This is a genomic window from Streptomyces sp. SDr-06, assembly GCF_003324565.1.
Lineage (GTDB): Bacteria > Actinomycetota > Actinomycetes > Streptomycetales > Streptomycetaceae > Streptomyces.
Window position 1 is genome coordinate 210,126 of sequence record NZ_QOLA01000007.1, and the last position, 15,629, is coordinate 225,754.

Annotated in this window: 12 protein-coding genes and 2 pseudogenes; 6 read left to right on the top strand and 8 right to left on the bottom strand. The window is 70.0% G+C overall.

Annotated features, from left to right (window positions below; translation table 11 throughout):
- Positions 1 to 132: 132 nt before the first annotated feature.
- Complete coding sequence (locus tag DT019_RS17665) at positions 133 to 1,191, bottom strand: YihY/virulence factor BrkB family protein (RefSeq protein WP_114037778.1); 1,059 nt, start codon at positions 1,189 to 1,191, stop codon at positions 133 to 135.
- Between the two features lie 54 nt (positions 1,192 to 1,245).
- Positions 1,246 to 2,865 (bottom strand): ATP-binding cassette domain-containing protein, encoded by a 1,620-nt coding sequence (locus DT019_RS17670; protein ID WP_114037779.1) that lies wholly within the window; start codon positions 2,863 to 2,865, stop codon positions 1,246 to 1,248.
- 265 nt (positions 2,866 to 3,130) lie between these two features.
- Between DT019_RS17670 and DT019_RS17675 the strand changes: the two genes are divergently transcribed.
- Positions 3,131 to 4,735, top strand: a complete 1,605-nt coding sequence (locus tag DT019_RS17675; protein ID WP_189389689.1) for an ABC-F family ATP-binding cassette domain-containing protein — start codon at positions 3,131 to 3,133, stop codon at positions 4,733 to 4,735.
- A gap of 210 nt (positions 4,736 to 4,945) precedes the next feature.
- On the top strand, positions 4,946 to 5,785 hold the full coding sequence (locus DT019_RS17680; protein WP_114037780.1) for a class I SAM-dependent methyltransferase: 840 nt from the start codon (positions 4,946 to 4,948) through the stop codon (positions 5,783 to 5,785).
- A gap of 34 nt (positions 5,786 to 5,819) precedes the next feature.
- On the opposite strand, the gene DT019_RS17685 is transcribed toward DT019_RS17680, so the two are convergent.
- Complete coding sequence (locus DT019_RS17685; RefSeq protein WP_114037781.1) at positions 5,820 to 6,860, bottom strand: vWA domain-containing protein; 1,041 nt, start codon at positions 6,858 to 6,860, stop codon at positions 5,820 to 5,822.
- Between the two features lie 438 nt (positions 6,861 to 7,298).
- Here DT019_RS17685 and DT019_RS40740 point away from each other — a divergent pair.
- Together DT019_RS40740 and DT019_RS40745 are read left to right on the top strand one after the other, a co-directional pair.
- A pseudogene (locus DT019_RS40740) lies at positions 7,299 to 7,568 on the top strand (DUF4253 domain-containing protein); the annotation flags it as partial.
- Between the two features lie 43 nt (positions 7,569 to 7,611).
- Positions 7,612 to 7,809 carry a DUF4253 domain-containing protein gene (locus DT019_RS40745; protein ID WP_262985329.1) on the top strand — a complete coding sequence of 66 codons (198 nt, stop codon included), beginning with the start codon at positions 7,612 to 7,614 and terminating at the stop codon, positions 7,807 to 7,809.
- Positions 7,810 to 7,824: 15 nt separating this feature from the next.
- On the opposite strand, the pseudogene DT019_RS17695 reads toward DT019_RS40745, so the two are convergent.
- From DT019_RS17695 to DT019_RS17710, 4 genes and pseudogenes are all read right to left on the bottom strand, one after another.
- Positions 7,825 to 9,099, bottom strand: a pseudogene (locus DT019_RS17695) (MFS transporter).
- A gap of 459 nt (positions 9,100 to 9,558) precedes the next feature.
- Entirely contained in the window at positions 9,559 to 10,230 is a 672-nt protein-coding gene (locus tag DT019_RS17700) for a response regulator transcription factor (RefSeq protein ID WP_114037782.1), read from the bottom strand.
- Positions 10,227 to 11,438 carry a sensor histidine kinase gene (locus DT019_RS17705; RefSeq protein WP_114037783.1) on the bottom strand — a complete coding sequence of 404 codons (1,212 nt, stop codon included), beginning with the start codon at positions 11,436 to 11,438 and terminating at the stop codon, positions 10,227 to 10,229. Before DT019_RS17705 ends, DT019_RS17700 begins: the two co-directional genes overlap by 4 nt.
- Positions 11,439 to 11,440: 2 nt before the next feature.
- Positions 11,441 to 11,965 (bottom strand): hypothetical protein, encoded by a 525-nt coding sequence (locus DT019_RS17710; protein ID WP_114037784.1) that lies wholly within the window; start codon positions 11,963 to 11,965, stop codon positions 11,441 to 11,443.
- 278 nt (positions 11,966 to 12,243) lie between these two features.
- On the opposite strand from DT019_RS17710, the gene DT019_RS17715 reads away from it, so the two are divergent.
- Both DT019_RS17715 and DT019_RS17720 read left to right on the top strand, forming a co-directional pair.
- Positions 12,244 to 12,642: a hypothetical protein gene (locus DT019_RS17715; protein ID WP_114037785.1), complete on the top strand. Its 399-nt coding sequence runs from the start codon at positions 12,244 to 12,246 to the stop codon at positions 12,640 to 12,642.
- An 86-nt stretch (positions 12,643 to 12,728) separates the two neighbouring features.
- Positions 12,729 to 13,922 (top strand): MFS transporter, encoded by a 1,194-nt coding sequence (locus DT019_RS17720; RefSeq protein ID WP_114037786.1) that lies wholly within the window; start codon positions 12,729 to 12,731, stop codon positions 13,920 to 13,922.
- 67 nt (positions 13,923 to 13,989) lie between these two features.
- On the opposite strand, the gene DT019_RS17725 is transcribed toward DT019_RS17720, so the two are convergent.
- Complete coding sequence (locus DT019_RS17725) at positions 13,990 to 15,534, bottom strand: AMP-binding protein (protein WP_114037787.1); 1,545 nt, start codon at positions 15,532 to 15,534, stop codon at positions 13,990 to 13,992.
- Between the last annotated feature and the right edge of the window lie 95 nt (positions 15,535 to 15,629).

The following is a 15,629-nucleotide window of genomic DNA, read 5'->3' on the forward strand; positions in this document are numbered from 1 at the left end:
CCACCTCCCGTCTTCCTCGACCTCCACCGGCCGGCGAGCACCAGCGCTGCCGACCGCCTGCCCGGACGCGAGTACCCCCAATGGGACGATTCAGGGCTCCGTCGGGGCACCGTGTTGGGGAAGGGGCAGAGGTCAGAGGTCCGGGAGGCGGCGCCGGTCCCGCTCGTCCCACGCCCGCGTGTCACGCGGCTCTGTGTACGGTTCCTCTTCCGGCGGCATGCCGCCCGCTATCGCCCGCTGCCGTACGACCTCGGCGTCGAACTCCAACCCGAGAAGGATCGCCAGATTGGTGATCCACAGCCACACCAGGAAGACGATGACCCCGGCCATGGTGCCGTAGATCTTGTTGTACGAAGCGAAGTTGGCGACGTAGTACGAGAAGGCGGCGGAGGCGAGCATCCAGATCAGCAGGGCCAGGAAGCTGCCCGGCGTGATCCACCGGAAGCCCCTCACCTTCGCGTTCGGGCTCGCCCAGTACAGGAGCGCGATCATGACGATGACCAGCACCAGCAGCACCGGCCACTTGGCGAACGACCACACCGTCAACGCCGCGTCCCCCATCCCGAGCGCGGCACCGGCCTGCTGGGCGAGGCCGCCGGTGAAGACCACGATCAGCGCGCTCATCGCCGCCAGGACCATCAGGACGACCGTCAGCCCCACCCGGACGGGAAGGAGCTTCCAGATCGGCCGCCCCTCCGGCATCTCGTAGACCGCGTTGGCCGCCCGCATGAAGGCCGCCACATACCCCGACGCCGACCACACCGCAAGGACCAGGCCCACCCCCGCCACCGCCGAGCCGAGCCCCACGCCGCCCTGCAACTGCTTCACGGCGCCCGTGATGATGTCCCGGGCCTTGCCGGGCGCGAGCTGCTGCAGGTTCTGCAGAAGCTTGTCGGTGGTCGACCTGCCGGTGATGCCGAGCAACGACACGAGCACCAGCAGCGCCGGGAACATCGACAGCACCCCGTAGTAAGTGAGGCCCGCTGCCCGGTCGGTGAGCTCGTCGTCCCTGAACTCCCGCAGACTGCCCTTGAGTACCGCGCCCCACGATGCCTTCGGCAGGTCCGTCGGAGCATCCGGCGCGGCCCGCTCCACCTCGGGCCCGGGACCGACGGCCTGATCCCTGGGGCCCGTGCCGCCAACGACCCGTGATCGACCGCGCTTTTGTCGTGGGAGATGCGATTTCGTCATGCGCCGCGAGTACCCCGGGTGTCGGCCCTCTCACCGGCGGGGGTCACCGGCGGCTCAGCGCGACCGCACGACCCGGCGCTCGTCCCACACCGGCTCCGTGGTCTCGCGCACCACACCGTCCGAGCCGAACACCAGATAGCGGTCGAAGGACCGGGCGAACCAACGGTCGTGGGTGACCGCCAGGACCGTGCCGTCGTATGCCTCCAGGCCGTCCTGCAACGCCTCCGCCGACTCCAGGTCGAGGTTGTCGGTCGGCTCGTCCAGGAGCAGGGCGGTCGTTCCGGCCAGCTCCAGGAGGAGGATCTGAAAGCGCGCCTGCTGACCGCCGGACAGCTTGTCGAAGGCCTGGTCGCCCTGACGTTCCAGCTCGTACCGGCGCAGGGCCGACATCGCACCGCCCCGGTCCTTGGCGTGCTCGGTCCACAGGATGTCGACCAGGGTGCGCCCCAGGAGTTCGGGATGTGCGTGGGTCTGGGCGAAGTGGCCCGCCACCACGCGTGCCCCCAGCTTCCAGCGGCCCGTGTGCCTCACGTCCTCACCGGCCAGCAGCCGCAGGAAGTGCGACTTTCCCGAACCGTTCGAGCCGAGCACCGCGACGCGTTCCCCGTAGAAGACTTCGAGGGAGAACGGCTTCATCAGTCCGGTGAGCTCCAACTCCTCGCACACCACGGCCCGTACGCCGGTCCGGCCGCCCTGCAGACGCATCCGGATGTCCTGCTTGCGCGGGGGTTCCGGCGGCGGGCCGGCCTCCTCGAACTTCCGCAACCGGGTCTTGGCCGCCTGATAGCGCGAAGCCATTTCATCACTGCGCGCGGCGTACTGCTGAAGGTCCTGAACCAGCCGCTTCAGCTGCGCCCGCTTCTCGTCCCAGCGTCGGCGCAGTTCGTCGAAGCGTGCGAAACGCTCCTCCCGCGCCTCGTGGAACGTACCGAAGCCCCCGCCGTGCACCCACACGTCGGAGCCCGCCGGTCCCGGCTCGACCGCGACGATCCGCTGCGCCGCCCGGGCCAGCAGCTCCCGGTCGTGGGAGATGAACAGGACCGTCTTACGCGTCTCCGCGAGACGCTCCTCGAGCCAGCGCTTGCCCGGCACGTCCAGGTAGTTGTCCGGCTCGTCCAGGAGCAGCACCTCGTCGGGCCCGCGCAGCAGCGCTTCGAGTACGAGTCGCTTCTGTTCGCCGCCCGACAGCGTCCGTACCTCGCGGAACCGGGCCCGGTCGTACGGCATCCCGAGCGCGGCCGTGGTGCACATGTCCCACACGGTCTCGGCCTCGTACCCGCGCGCCTCGGCCCAATCGCTCAGCGCTTGCGCGTACTCCATCTGCGCGGCCTCGTCGTCCACGGTCATGATCAGGTGCTCGGCCGCGTCAACGGCCGCCGCGGCTTCCCTGATCCTCGGCTGTGAGACAGACACCAGCAGGTCACGCACCGTGCGGTCATCGCGCACCGAGCCGACGAACTGATGCATGACACCGACACCCCCGCTGGAGCTGACGCTGCCACCATGGGGCCGCAACTCGCCGGAGATCAGCCGCAACAGGGTGGTCTTTCCTGCCCCGTTGGCACCGACCAGGGCGGCGATCGACCCCTCACCCACCCGGAACGAGGCATCCCCGAGCAGCACCCGCCCATCGGGCAGGTAGTACTCCAGGTGCGATGCTTCGAGATGTCCCATGGTTCACCATCCTTACGGGCCGCCGAAGGAGCACACAACGCGTTTTCGGGAGGCCCGGCACAAGCGGAGCTCTGGCCGCGACAGGGATGGGCGTGCGCAACGCCCGCAAGGCCGCCGCCCGCTCGACGATCCGGCACAAAAAGAAGAGGCGCGGCACAAGGCGCGTCCGTTAGCGTGGCAACCATGTCTACGCCCCGAATTTCCTAGCTGAGGACCCGCTTCCACGCCAGAAGTGTGTCCCTTTGCTTTCTCGGAGCGTTTTCCCATGATTACCGTTCGTGGTGTTGAGCTGCGCGCGGGCGCCCGCCTGCTGCTCTCCGACCTCTCTTTCACCGTGTCTCCCGGCGACCGCATCGGCCTCGTCGGCCGCAACGGCGCGGGCAAGACCACCCTGATGACCGCGCTGGCCGGACAGACGCGTCCCACCGCGGGAACGATCACGCGGACCCGGCCGGTGGGTTTCCTGGCGCAGGACTCCCGCGCCGCGGAACCCGCCATGACGGTCACGGATCGCATCCTGTCCGCCCGGGGTCTCGACACCGCGCTGTGCGCGCTGCGCGAGGCCGGGACGGCGATGGCCGACGCGGGCTCGCCCGCCGCGCTGAAGCGGGCGATGGACGCCTACGCGCGGGCCGAATCCGCCTTCCAGGCGGGCGGCGGATACGGCGCCGAGGCCGAAGCCGCCCGCGTCGCGGCCGGGCTCGGGCTGCCGGACCGGGTGCTGGGCGAGCCGGTCGGCGCGCTGTCGGGCGGACAGAAGCGCCGGGTGGAGCTGGCACGCATCCTGTTCGCCGGACACGACGGCACGCTGCTCCTCGACGAGCCCACCAACCACCTGGACGCGGACTCGGTCGCCTGGCTGCGTGCCTTCCTCCAGGCACACCGGGGCGGCCTCGTCGTGATCAGCCACGACACGTCCCTGCTGGCCGACACGGTCAACCGCGTGTTCCATCTGGACGCGACCCGGGCGACGATCGACTTCCACAACACCGGATGGGCCGCCTACTTGACCCAGCGGACGGCCGACGAGCGGCGCAGGGAACGGGAGCGGGCCAACGGCGAACGCAAGGCCGCCAGCCTGCACGCCCAGGCGGACAGGATGAAGGCGCGCTCCGCCACCGCGGTGACCGCCAGGAGTATGGCGCGACGAGCCGACCGGATGCTCGCCGAACTGGAACCGGCCCGGCGCACGGAGAAGGTCGCCAGGATCCGGCTGCCCGAACCGGCTGCCTGCGGAAGGATGCCGCTGGGCGCGGTCAGCCTGGGCAAGTCCTACCACGGGCACCAGGTCCTGGACGGTGTGGACCTGGCCGTGGACCGCGGCGCCCGCCTGCTGATCCTCGGGTTCAACGGCGCCGGGAAGACCACGCTGCTGCGTCTGCTCGCCGGGCGGGAGCGGCCCGATGCCGGCCGGGTGGTCCACGGACACGGGCTGCGTCTGGGCTACTTCGCCCAGGAGCACGACACCCTCGACCCCGCTCGCACGGTTCGGGAGAACCTGTCCGCGGCCGCCCCGCACCTGACCGAGGGCGAGGTGCGGCGGGTACTCGGAGCGTTTCTGTTCGGCGGGGACGACGCCGACAAACAGGCCGGGATCCTCTCCGGCGGGGAGAAGACCCGCCTGGCCCTGGCCGGTCTGGTCCACTCCGGGGCCAACGTGCTGCTCCTGGACGAGCCGACCAACAACCTCGACCCGGCCTCCCGGGACGAGGTCTTGGACGCCGTGGACGCCTACCCGGGGGCGATCGTGATGGTCACCCACGACGAGGGGGCCATCGACGCCCTGCGTCCCGATCGGGTCCTGCTGCTGCCGGACGCGTACGAGGACCTGTGGAGCGCGGACTACCGGGACCTGGTGGCCCTGGCCTGACAACTCCCGCGGCGACGCGCCGCAGCGGCTCCACGTCCTGGAACCAGCCCGTGGAGGAAGACCGCGGCGAGGGCTTTCTGCACGCGTGACGTCGCCGATGTCGGGAAAGGGGGCGGCACGTCTGCTCGGACCGGCAAACTGGCCACAGGCCGAAGGACGTTGAGGTCGGCGCGGGCCTTCATCCCGCCCGGCTGGGATGAAGGAGCGCAGATGTCCGAGTCTTCCGGGGTGGCGCAGCCGCCGGTGCCGCCCGAGGTGCAGAAGGCGTACGGTCCGGCCGACCTCGGTTCCCAACCGCTCTTCGGCGGCGGGTTCATCAACTTCGGCTACTGGCAGGACATCGATCTGGACCGGCCCCTGACCGAGAGCGACCGGATTCGCAGCCAGCAGGCGATGTACCGCCATGTACTCACCTCCTTGGCGCCGACCGAGGGAGCGCGGGCGCTGGAGGTCGGCTGCGGTCTCGGGGCCGGTGCGGCCGTGGCGGTCGAGGAATGCGGTTTCGCCCATGTCACCGGTATGGACATCCATCCCGAGCAGCTCGGGCGGGCCGAGGCGCGGAACGCGGAGCTGCTGGGCAGCCGTCCCGCCCGGCTGTGCTTCACCCGCGGCGCGGCCGAGTCCATGCCGTTCGCTGACGCGGAGTTCGACTGCGTGTACAGCATCGAGGCGGCTCAGCACTTTCGTGACCTCGGGGCGTTCGCCCGGGAGACCGCACGGGTGTTGCGCCCCGGCGGCCGCGCGGTCGTCGCGAGCTTCTTCGTGCCCGGCGACGGTGGCGGCCGGGAGGCACAACTGGCCGAGCTGCTCGACACTTTCGCGCGTGGCCTCGATGTCGCGCACACCGTCCCTCGATTGGTCAGCCGTCTTAGGGAGGCCGGTCTGACCCGGGTTCGAGCGACGTCGATCGGCGCATCGGTATGGCCGGGCTGGGACCGCTGGCTGGCGACGATGTGGAAGCCCGGCACATGGCCCCGCAACTTCCTGCGCGCCTTCCACGAAGGCCTCCTCGACTACTACGCGGTGACGGCGGAACGCCCCGAGGGATGACCGGCATCGCGAGATGACGTCCGGTTCCAGGGCGTCAGAGCATCAGCAGGAGCCGCGTGTGGGCCACGAGCTTCCGGTTCACGCTGGTGCTCTGCACGAAGATGGTGAAGTCGTCGTTGTGGTCCGGCTTGACGCGTGCTTCAGTGTCCGGCAGGCCGAGCAGGGCCCGGGCTTCGGGGCCCGTGTACACCCGGTCCGTTTTCTTCTCCAGCACCGCGATCTGCTTCCGTGCCTGGATCTTCTCCGGCTTGCTCAGCTGGTAGAAGGCACATCCCGTGCGGTAGGTGTGCCCGCATTCGACGACCCACTCCCGGATTCCCGCGTCCCGAGCCACCGGTATCAATTGGTACGCCGACGGGTCCACGGGGGTGAGACCGGCCGCCTTGATGGTGTCCTTGTTGACCGCGTCCGCGCCCGTGGAGAACACTGCTCGCGATCCCCGGATGCCCTGGGCGCGGCCCATCATGAAGTTCTCGGTGGCCTGCTGGATGACCTGCCCGGCTTCCTCCAGGCCCCGTGTGCTCGTGGCGTCCCAGATGGCGATGTTGTCCTTCGGGAACCCGCACTGCATGGCCTCGCGCTTACCCATCTGGTCCGGCACGAGGACGGCCAGCGTCCAGTTGTCGTGCTGCGTCGCGATCATCTGCGACACGGCCTTGACCAGCTCACGGGGGTCCTGGGTCGGGGCGTCCGCGCAGCGGTGGCTCGCGTTCTCCTGCCCGTCGGTCAGGACGAACGTCAGGAAGCTGTGGTCTCCGTACAGTTGGGCCGTCTGCGCCAGTTCCCCCTGCGACTTCAGCGCGGCCGCCAGCAACGCCGTCATCCCACCGACCTGGTACAACTGCTTCAACGACGGCATGCGCAGCACGTCCTTGTCGTAGATGACGCACTCCACCTTGTCCGCGAAGACGTACACCGTCACGCGGGTCTCCTGGTCGAGCTCCCTGGAGCGGCGGGCAAGGTACTCGATCTGCTGGTCGGCGACTTCGACGACCTTGCCGCTCAGGTGCGACATGGACGAACTGGCATCCAGCACAAGAGCGACGTGGTTGATGTAGTTCTGGCTACCCGACATGGCAACTCCCCCTCGTTCCGAACTCGATGGCTCCACCGTCTCACCCACCACTGACAATCGACCTCGACCACCGGACCGGAGGCAGAGCCCGCCTTGCAGGCCTTGCGGCTGGCTGGACCGGCGTTGTCAGAGGCGGGTCCTAATCTCGGGTGCATGACTTCGCGACTACCTGATGGGCTTCCCACCGACCCGGTGATGCCGAGGGAGTCTTCCGTGCTGTGGGTCTCCGCTGCCCCGATATCCGATCCTGTCGCCACGTGGACGGGCTATCAGCGGCGACAGTCGGTCACAGGATTGCGTCCCGTTCTTTGCTACCCGGATCTCGGGGTCAGTCCTGTTGCGCTGGCGCTCGTCGACGCCGTGGACCTGGAGCACGTGCTGGAGCAAGCCTGGCTCCTGTACCGCGAGGCGCAGTTGGCATGGCTCGCGGCTCCGCCGATGGAAGCGTCGGTGCCTCCGGAGGTGGCCCGCTTCATCGAGCCGTTCGAGGACGATCCTGGCGCTCCGTTCGACGAGTGGCCAGGGTTGGCTCCCGCCGCGGAGAAGACCGCGGACCACCCGGACGAGGTGGCTCGGCGGGTGTTCGCGCACTGGGTGGCCGACAACCCCTACCCAGTGGAACACTGCCACCTGGCTTTGGTGGCGGCGGCTCGCAGCGCCGACATACCGGCAGTGCTCGGGTGGGATGCGGATGCTCCGATCCCCTTGTTGTGTGCCTTGCTGAGGAGTTGGGAAGACCGGTTCGGAGCGCGTGTCATCGCTGTTGTGGGGCAGCACCGTCCATGTCTCGGTCGCCCACCCGCAGCGCACCGAGGAGCAAGCCCTGCACCTCGCTCTCGAACACGTCCTGACCACCGCTGACAGCGTCATCAAGGATCCGCCCGTGCCCTACGAGGACTATGCGGCCTCACTGATCGGCAACCACCTGTGGTCGTTCTGGTGGGACTGATGGTCTGCTGAGTTATTACCGCGTTCCCCGCGCAACAGGCGGCGACAGTAGGTCGCTTGCGGTCGAGGCCGGCGCGGTCTCATGGCTGGGAAGCCCCTTGGTCTGCGGGTGGCGTTGCGCCCAGCGGACGGTGAGGGGGGCGGCCAGGCCCGTCAGGAGGAAGAGGGCCCCCGCGACGTACCAGCCCGGTCGGCCCCACGTGATGCACAGGGCGATGAGCAAGGTGGGACCGACGGTTTCGGCGAGGCCTGCGCCGAGTCCGAACACGCCGAGGTACTGACCGGTGGCGTGGCGGGGAGCCAGGGCGAAGGAGACTTCGAAGCCTGCGGCGGAGTGCCACAGCTCGCCGACCGTGTGCACAACCACCGCTGTGAGAAGGAGGGTTGCCGCCACCCAGGCCGGCGTACCCGCAGAGAGTGAGATCAGCGCGCACGCGGCCAGGAAGGCGATTCCCGCACGGCGGTACGCGACGGCGCCCGCCGCCGGGCTGTCGACGTGGCGGCTCGCACGGACCTGGAAGACGATGACGATCAGCGTGTTGAGCAGCATGGTGGCGGAGATGAGCCAGTGCGGGGCCGAGGTGGCGGCGACCACCCAGAGGGGGATGGCGACCGTGAGCACCTTGAACTGGATGGCCATGACCCCCTCGAGGAGGGTCAGCGCCAGGTAGGGGCGGTCCCGTAAGGCGGTCCAGCGAAGGCCGTCGGTGGTGGGATCGGGGGCGACGGGCGGCAGCAGGAGCAGGACGGCCGCGGAGGCCACGAACGTGAGCGCGTTGCCCAGGACGAGGACTTGGTAGGCATGGTGGGTGCCCACTTGCACGACCCAGCCCGCCAGCACCGCGCCCAGTGAGATGCCGATGTTCGTCACGGCGCGCAGGTACGCGCGGAAGGCCTGCGGACGGTCTCCGCCGTGATGGCGGATGAGCGGGCTTCACGCGGCAATCCCTGCCCCTTTCGCCCCGGTTGCCACCGTGACGGCGATGACGAACGGCCAGAAGTCGTCGACGAGGAGGAAGGCGGCCGTAGCCAGCGCCTGCGCGACGAGGGTGGCGAGATACACCCCCCGGGCTCCGTGCCGGTCGGCCAGGTGGCCCACGGCGATGCCCACGGCGAGTGAGACGAGGCCCGCTATGCCGAGTCCGAAGCCGACTTGCGCCGCGGAGAAGTGGCGATCCTGGGTGAAGTAGAGAACTCCGGCGGTGAGGTAGAGGCCGCTGCCGACGGTGTAGACGAAGTTCGAGGCGGCGAGGGTGCGTTGAGGTCCTGGTTGCGGCAGCAGGTGGGCCATCAGGGCTCCGGTTCCTGGACGGCGAGTAAGGACTGGATTAGCTTGGTGTGTATTACCTGCCCAAGGCAAGAGGGTGTGCGTCGTCGAACGCTCGGCGGCGGATCGCGTGCCCTCGGCGAGAGGAACTGTGGTCTGGCCAACAGCGCGCGGCGGTAGACGTGGTGGGGAAGCGTCATGCACGCCGGAGCACCCCGGTGGCGGCGCCCCACACTGCTCGCGCAGCGAGCGTGACAGCAGCGGGGCCGGACGTCTCGTCCGCGCCCCGGCCCGGACCTCTGGCGGCGTCGGGGTGCCGTCCCGTGCCGGGCCAGGTGCCCCGGCAAGGGGGAGGGGGGTGGGGTACCTCAGGGGCGGCGGGTCGACCGGGCGGGGCTATGCGGCGCGCCCGGACTGTTCTGCCGGGACGTCAGGGCCCCCTGCGCGATGCAGAGGGCCCAGGGCCATCGGACTGGCGGGCGGTCAGGCCAGGCCCGCCTCGATGGCGCGGCGTACGGCGTCGGCCCGGTCGCGGAGTCCCGCCTTGGCGAACAGGTTGTTGATGTGGGTCTTGACGGTGGCCTCGCTGATGAAGAGCTTCTCGGCGATGGCACGGTTGGGCAGGCCCTGACCGATCAGGGTGAGGACTTCGCGTTCGCGGGGCGTGAGGTCCTCCGGCAGGGCATGTCCGGGCACGGGCGTCGGCGTCTTGGCCCTGACGGTGGCGAGCAGCCGGTCCTGAACCTCACGGTCGAGTACGGACTGGCCGGCGGCAGCGGCGCGGATGGCCCGGATGATGTCCTGGCGCCCCGCGTTCTTGGTCAGGTATCCGCGGGCTCCCGCGCCGAGGGCGCCCAGGATCGAGTCGTCGTCCGCGAACGTGGTCAGCACGACCACGGCCACCTGCGGGTACTCCTCGCTCAACCGGCGGGTGGTCTCCATCCCGTCCAGCACGGGCATTCTGAGGTCCATCAGCACCACGTCCACCGGCCCCGCGGCGACAGCCGTGAGCACCTCGCTTCCGTCCGCGGCGGCCGCGACGACCTCGATGTCCTCGGACAGTCCGAGCACCGCGGCGAGGGGCTCCCGTACGGCGGCCTGATCGTCGGCGACGACGACCCTCAACCGGCTCTGCTTCTCGGTCGGTTCACTCATTGCGGGATCACTGCCTCCACTTGCCAACCACCCTGATCCGGTCCCTCGGTGACGGGGCCCGCGGTGACGCTGCCACCCAGCAACGCGACTCGTTCGCGCATTCCGATCAGCCCCATCCCGCTGCCGACACCCGGGCTCACCTCACGCGTCGCGGCGCCGTTGCGGACCCTCAGTGTCGTCGATGCGGTGGCGAACGTCAGCTCCACCTCGACATCTCCGCCCGGAGCGTGGCGAGCGGCGTTCGTCAGCGCCTCCTGAGCGATCCGCAGAAGGTTCTGGGTCACTTGGGCCGGTACCTCACGAACCGCCCCGGTCACGGTCAGAACGCCGCGATGGCCGGACGATTCGAGCATCGCGGTCAGGCTCTCCAGCAGCGGAAGCGAGTCCTCACGCAGCGCGTGCACGGTCCACTGAGCCTGCTTCAGGCTCTCCTTGACCAGGCTGTGCGCCTTGTTGTTGGCCTCGCGGACCTTGTCCAGGTCGCCGGTGTCGAGCAGGGCGTCGGCCAGTTCCAACTGCATGTTGATTCCGGCCAGGGAGTGCGCCAGCACGTCGTGCACGTCCCGCGCGATCCGGCTGCGTTCGGTCAGTACGGCGGTCTGGGCCTCCGCCCGGGCGGCGCGCTCGGCCGACTGGGCCGCCGAGATCGCCGCCCGCACGGCCTCGCTCCGGCTGCGGTTGACGATGCCGACCAGGACGGGGGTGCCGGTGGTGAGACCGAACTGCCAGGGCAGCGCGTGGTGCCCAGGCCCGAGCCGGAAGAACAGAACACCGCTGCAGAGCAGAGAGCAGGCTCCCGCGAGAACGAGCGCCTGCTTGGCCGGGAGCCGGTATCCGAGGTGGCCGGCGAGGAAGAAGGCGAACAGGTAGCCGGTTCCGCTACGGGCGGCGCCCATCAGGGCGGCCGCCGCGATGACGCCGAAGGTCAGCCATGCGAGAGTCCAGTGCTGAGAGAGCTTGTTCTCGGGCAGCCCCCGCAGCAGCAGGGCCGCAGAGTTGATCACGAAGAGGACGGCGACCGCCAGACCGTCCCCGGTGACGCCCAGGGGCCGGATCGTCAGGATTCCGACGACGATGACCGCGAGGGTCAGCACCCACTGCGTACGCGGGTCGTGTCCGGGAAACGCCCGCGGCCCCGTCACGGGGGCCGCGGACTTCCTGGGGGACGGGGCACTCTCGCTGGGCGACACGGGCAGAACATAGCGCACGGTCAGGCCGCGCGGTCGAAGACGGGAGAGGCATGGGTCACCGACCGGGCCCTGCTCCGTATGAAGATCGTCGCCACTCGCGTGGCGACCTCGGTGACCGCCATCAGCACGAACGCGGCCACCCAGGCCTGGTCGCTGGTGATGTGGTGAGTGAGGCTGAACCGGGCCACGTCACCGGCGCCGCCGCCGTGCTCGACCCACATCTGGAAGGCCATCCGCGCGCCCATGCCCACCACCCACAAGATGGCGGAGACCGCGCCCGCCTTGATCAGGGTGTGCCCGTCGAGCGTCCTGATCCGGGTGTAGACGCCGCCGGCGATCCCCAGCGCGGCGCCGACGCCCATCAGGGCCGCCACCAGCACCAGGTCATTGCCCGCGGTGGGGATCGTGTCGAGGTACGAGTACGCCACATAGGCCACGATCCCCAGCGGGATCAGGAAGGTCTTGAGGTCGAGCCGGTCTTCCCGCAGTTGCCGGAAGACGACGAGGATGAGGGCGATGTCGGTGATCCACTCGGTCGTTGTCATGCCTCAAGACTGCTGCGATGAGGCTCACGGCGCCTGGACCCACGGGTGGAATCGAGGGTGGAGAACGCCGGTCTTTTCGATCTCCACCCTCCCCGTCGTGGCCACCGCCTCCTCACGGCCGGGCACGCAACTCGGAACGGAGTCGCGGCTGTTGCAGGACGGTGACACGGGCGGGGCAACGCGTCGGGGACGGGAGCCTTCTTGTCAGGCAAGAAGCGTGCAAGTGGCACCGACTCGGCTGACCGCGAGTCGGTCCCGTGTGGATGAGAGGCACATTCATGACCGTCATCAAGCGTTACTCCCTGCGCATCGCCGCCGTGGGCGTCATCAGCGCCGTGTCCGTCGGTCTGATGGGGACGGTCGCCTCGGCGGCCACGCCCGCGCCTTCGAGCGCCGCCGCCGTCAAGGCCAGTGTCACGGCGAAGCCGTCGGCGACCTCGGTGCAGGCATGGCAGCTCTTCCGGGTCACCGGAAGCGCGACCGGCCTGAAAGCGGGCAGCAAGCTGGTCCTGCAGCAGAAGCAGGGCGCCAAGTGGGTCAGCCTGCCCGCCGTGACCACGCTCAACGCCAAGGGCACGTACTCGCTGGGCGTGAAGCTCGGCATCAAGGGCAAGAACGACCTGCGCATCGTGAGTGGGAACACCGCCTCACCCGTCTTCAGCGTGACCGTTCGCTGACCCGTCGGCCGCGCGGATCCGCACCCGCCCGGCGCGCCGGTCGCGCCGGGCCGGGCGGGTGTGGACGGCGGAGTTACCGTCGGGGGATGGACGGTGATCTCCGAGGAGGATGGCGGCAGTGTCTGCTCGCCGGGGCGGTGTTCGCCGTGTGCATGGCCGGCACCACGCTGCCGACTCCGCTCTACGGCCTCTACCAGGAGAAATTCGGCTTCTCCGAGCTGACCGTGACCGTCGTGTACGCGGCGTATGCCTTCGGTGTCATCGGTGCGCTCCTGCTGGTGGGCAACGTGTCGGACACGGTGGGCAGGCGACCCGTGCTGCTGGGCGGTCTGGCCTTCGCCGCGGTGAGCGCGGTCTGCTTCCTCTGCGCGACCGGGCTGGGCTGGCTCTATGCGGGACGGCTGCTGTCGGGGCCGTCCGTCGGGCTGTTCACCGGGGCGGCCACGGCGTACGTCATGGACCTCGCACCCCGCGGCGGCGCCTCCCGCGCCACGTTCGTGGCGACGGCGGCCAACATGGGCGGACTCGGCTGCGGCCCGCTGGTCGCCGGCCTCCTCGCGCAGTACACAGCCTGGCCGCTGACCTTGCCGTTCGTCGTGCACCTGGCGCTGGTGGCCGGCTCGGCCGCCGTCCTGTGGCGACTTCCGGAGACGGTACGCGAGCCCCGGCCGTTGCGCAGCGCACGGCCGCAGCGTCCGGGCCTGCCCGCGCGGGTGCGTACGGTGTTCGTGCCGGCCGGGATCGCGTCGTTCGTGGGGTTCGCGCTGTTCGGGGTGTTCACCTCGGTGGCCCCCGCCTTCCTGGCACAGTCCCTGGACGTGCATGACCACGCCCTGATCGGGTTGGTCGTGGCGCTCGCCTTCTTCGCCTCGACTGGCGGCCAGTTGGCCGTCGGCCGGGTCGGCCTCGCACGGTCGTTGCCGCTGGGCTGCGCCGCCCTGCTGGCCGGCCTGGCGCTGCTGGCGGCCGCGCTCCGCTGGGAGTTGCTGCCGCTGATGGTGTTGAGCGCGCTGGTCGGCGGGGGCGGGCAGGGTCTGGCGTTTCGCGCGGCCCTCTCGGCGGTCGCCGAGGCAGCTCCGGCGGACCGCCGCGCGGCGGTGATCTCCGCCCTGTTCGTGGTGGCGTACGCGGGTATCTCGATCCCGGTGATCGGCGTGGGCGTACTGGTCGAACCGCTCGGCCTGGAAGGGGCGGGGCTGGTGTTCATCGGGTGCATGGCGGTCCTGGCCTGCGGCGCGGGGGTCTACCTGCTGCGACGTCCGGCACGGGCACGGGCGTGACGCGGGGCGCGGCGCGCTGACCGGGGGCCGGGAAGCCCGAGTCGGCCCCCGGCGCGTCGCTGGCCCGTCAGACGGCTTCGAGTGCGCCCTCGGCCCGCTGCCGCAGCCGCTTCTTGTCCGGCTTGCCCGCGTCGGTCAGGGGCAGGGCCTCGACGAAGGTGATGGCGGCCGGCTCGTACATCGCGCCGCGTTCCTCGCGGACCAGGTCACGCAGCTGCCGTGCGTCGATGCCGCTGCCCGGCACGGTGACCACGGCCGCGTGCACCCGCTCCATGCGGTCGGCGTCACGGACACCGAACACGGCGCTCTGCTGGACCTCGGGGTGGGAGTTGAGCAGGTCCTCCAGCTCGGTCGTGTACACGTGACCGCCGACCACCACGATCATGTCCTTGAGCCGGTCGACGACCGTCAGATAGCCCTCGCTGTCGAGGAACCCGATGTCGCCGGTGTGCAGCCAGCCGTCGCGCAGCACCTCGGCGGTCAGCCCGGGCTGCTTCCAGTACCCCTTCATGAGCGAGGCGGAGCGCACGCAGATCTCGCCGTGTTCGCCCGTCGGCAGGTCGCGGCCGGTCTCGTCGCGGATCGCCACTTCGACCCCGGGCAGTACCTTTCCGGCCGAGCGCAGCCGGTCGGGCCGCCGCGGATCATGGTCCTCGGGCGGCAGCACACTGATTCCGCCCGCCTCGTTCTGTCCGTAGAACTGGAGCAGGACCGGGCCGAAGCGCCGTATGGCGTCCGCTATGCGGGCGGGCGAGGACTGGCAGCCCCCGTAGGCGATGCTGCGGAGCGAGGTGGTGTCGCGGGTGGCTGAGTCCGGGTGGTCCATCAACTGGTAGAGCAGCGGCGGCAGAAGGAAGAGGTGGCTGATGCGCTGCCGCTCGATGGTGCGGAGGACCTCGGCGGGGTCGAAGTCGTCGAGCAGGACGACACGGCCGCCGTCGTGAAGTACGGCGTCGGTGAGCATTCCGGCCGCGTGCGCGAGCGTGGTGCACACCAGCAGCCGGGGCGGTTCCCCTTCGGGGGCGGCCGTCATCGCCCGAAAGGGCCGCACCTGCGCGAAGGTGGTGCAGATGCCCTTGGGGTGGCCGGTGGTGCCGCCCGTGTGGCGAATGGTGCACACGTCCTCCGGCCGCGCACCGCTCCGCAGAGGCTCGGCGGACTGCTCGGCCGCCAGCTCCAGCAGGTCCGTGCCCACCTTGGCGGGGCCGAGCACGAGGACGGTCGGCACCGGGGCCGACTCGGTGATCTCTACGGCCCGTTGCGCGTAGGCGGGGTCGACGATCAGGGCCCGCGTCTCGACATCGCGGACGATGGCGGCCTGCGACTCGGCGGAGAGCTTGTTGTACAGGTGGTTGACCCGGCAGCCGATCAGGTTGGCGGCGTAGCGCGCGACGATCGTCTCGGGCAGGTTCCCGCACAGCAGGGTGACGGTGTCCCCGCGGCCGACGCCCTCGGCCCGCAGCGCCCGCGCCATCCGGTGGACGAGATCACGGAACTCGCCCGCGGTGACCCAACGCTCCTGGTGTGAAAGGACTTCGCGGCCCGGGTCGCGCTCTAATGCGGCCAGATTCTCCTCGACATACGTGCGGAAGGCCGGGGTGCCGGTTGACATGCTGCATTCCTCCTGGGGTGGCGCACGGTCCAGCGGGGCCGCCTCGCCCTCGACTTGGTTGCTACAGGCAACCAAAAGCAGCGTAGCGTTTTTCG

Excerpts from the sequence above, each read along its gene's own strand:
- DT019_RS17665 (WP_114037778.1), bottom strand. The coding sequence starts at position 1,191 with ATGACGAAATCGCATCTCCCACGACAAAAGCGCGGTCGATCACGGGTC.
- DT019_RS17670 (WP_114037779.1), bottom strand. The coding sequence starts at position 2,865 with ATGGGACATCTCGAAGCATCGCACCTGGAGTACTACCTGCCCGATGGG.
- DT019_RS17675 (WP_189389689.1), top strand. The coding sequence starts at position 3,131 with ATGATTACCGTTCGTGGTGTTGAGCTGCGCGCGGGCGCCCGCCTGCTG.
- DT019_RS17680 (WP_114037780.1), top strand. The coding sequence starts at position 4,946 with ATGTCCGAGTCTTCCGGGGTGGCGCAGCCGCCGGTGCCGCCCGAGGTG.
- DT019_RS17685 (WP_114037781.1), bottom strand. The coding sequence starts at position 6,860 with ATGTCGGGTAGCCAGAACTACATCAACCACGTCGCTCTTGTGCTGGAT.
- DT019_RS17700 (WP_114037782.1), bottom strand. The coding sequence starts at position 10,230 with ATGAGTGAACCGACCGAGAAGCAGAGCCGGTTGAGGGTCGTCGTCGCC.
- DT019_RS17710 (WP_114037784.1), bottom strand. The coding sequence starts at position 11,965 with ATGACAACGACCGAGTGGATCACCGACATCGCCCTCATCCTCGTCGTC.
- DT019_RS17715 (WP_114037785.1), top strand. The coding sequence starts at position 12,244 with ATGACCGTCATCAAGCGTTACTCCCTGCGCATCGCCGCCGTGGGCGTC.
- DT019_RS17720 (WP_114037786.1), top strand. The coding sequence starts at position 12,729 with ATGGACGGTGATCTCCGAGGAGGATGGCGGCAGTGTCTGCTCGCCGGG.
- DT019_RS17725 (WP_114037787.1), bottom strand. The coding sequence starts at position 15,534 with ATGTCAACCGGCACCCCGGCCTTCCGCACGTATGTCGAGGAGAATCTG.